Source organism: Paenibacillus sp. P4_A7 (genome assembly GCF_056402455.1).
In genome coordinates, this window is the sequence record NZ_JBFUHJ010000735.1 from 1 (window position 1) to 1618 (window position 1618).

Sequence of the window (1618 nt, forward strand, 5' to 3'; positions counted from 1 at the left end):
GTTCATTTGAAAGCTGTGAAATATGAACGAGACCATCTTTGTTTGGCAGGATTTCAACAAAAGCACCAAACTTCTCTACACGTTTAACCGTGCCGAGGTAGATTTCGCCAATAACAACTTCCTTCACGATACCTTCGATAATCGCTTTAGCCTTTTGGTTCATCTCTTCGTTTGAAGAAGCTATGAATACCATACCGTCTTGTTCGATATCGATTTTAACGCCAGTTTCTTCAATAATTTTGTTGATAATTTTGCCGCCTGCGCCAATAACATCACGGATTTTGTCCGGGTTAATGCGAAGTGTCAAAATTTTCGGTGCATATTTAGAAAGGTTTGTCCGTGATACCGGCAAGCTTTCAAGCATTTTTTCAAGAATATGAATGCGGCCTTGACGAGCTTGCTCAAGCGCCTGCTTCAAGATCTCACGGCTAATGCCCGCAATTTTGATATCCATTTGAATAGCTGTAACGCCAGCAGCAGTACCTGCAACCTTGAAGTCCATATCGCCAAGATGATCTTCCATACCTTGGATATCAGACAAAATAGCAAAGTGGTCGCCGTCTTTAATTAGACCCATTGCGATACCTGCAACAGGTGCTTTAATAGGAACTCCTGCATCCATCATAGCAAGCGTACTTGCACAAATACTAGCTTGTGAAGAAGAACCGTTTGATTCTAACACTTCAGACWCAAGACGTATCGTATAAGGGAATTCTGCTTCAGATGGAATCACCTTGGATAATGCACGTTCACCTAAAGCTCCATGACCAATTTCGCGACGGCCTGGCGGACGAAGCGGACGAGCTTCACCAACGCTAAACGGCGGGAAGTTGTAATGATGCATGAAACGTTTCGTTTCTTCTAATGAAATGCCATCCAATATTTGAACGTCACCCATTGCGCCAAGTGTACAAATGCTCAGTGCTTGTGTTTGACCACGTGTGAATAAACCAGAACCGTGTGTGCGCGGCAGAAGCGCAACATCGCAATCAATTGGACGAATCTCTTCCAATGAACGGCCATCAGGACGGATTTTATCATGTGAAATAAGTCGACGCACTTCTTCTTTGACAATGTCATAAAGGGCATCTTTCACATCGGATAACAATTCAGGCGTATCAGCATATTGCAATTCGAAGTGAGCTGCAGCTTCGCTGTTTACCGCGTCGATTGCGTCTTGACGGGCATGCTTTTCTTCGACTTTGATAGCTTGAACTAGTTTTTCTGATGCAAATGCACGAACGTCTGCATTAACTTGCTCGTTTATCATTTGAAGCTTTACTTCCATTTTCGGTTTACCCGCAATGGCTTGCAACTCTTCGATTTTAGCAACGATTTTTTTGATTTCATCATGACCGAACATGATCGCTTCAAGCATCACATCTTCAGAAACTTCATTTCCTTCAGCTTCTACCATCATGATTGCATCTTTAGTACCTGCAACAACTACGAATATATCCGTTTGTTGCTCTTGATCAACTGTTGGGTTAATAATAAATTGACCATCAACACGGCCAACACTTACGCCACCAATGGGTCCATCAAAAGGAACATCTGAGATCGAAAGTGCAGCTGAAGTACCGATCATAGCCGCGATTTCTGGAGGACAGTCTTGATC

1 protein-coding gene is annotated in these 1618 nt (G+C 43.1%); it reads right to left on the minus strand.

The window, feature by feature from the left end; all coding sequences use genetic code 11:
• On the minus strand, positions 1–1618 hold a 1618-nt coding region (pnp, locus tag AC1DWN_RS33535), incomplete at both ends, for a polyribonucleotide nucleotidyltransferase (RefSeq protein WP_477563150.1).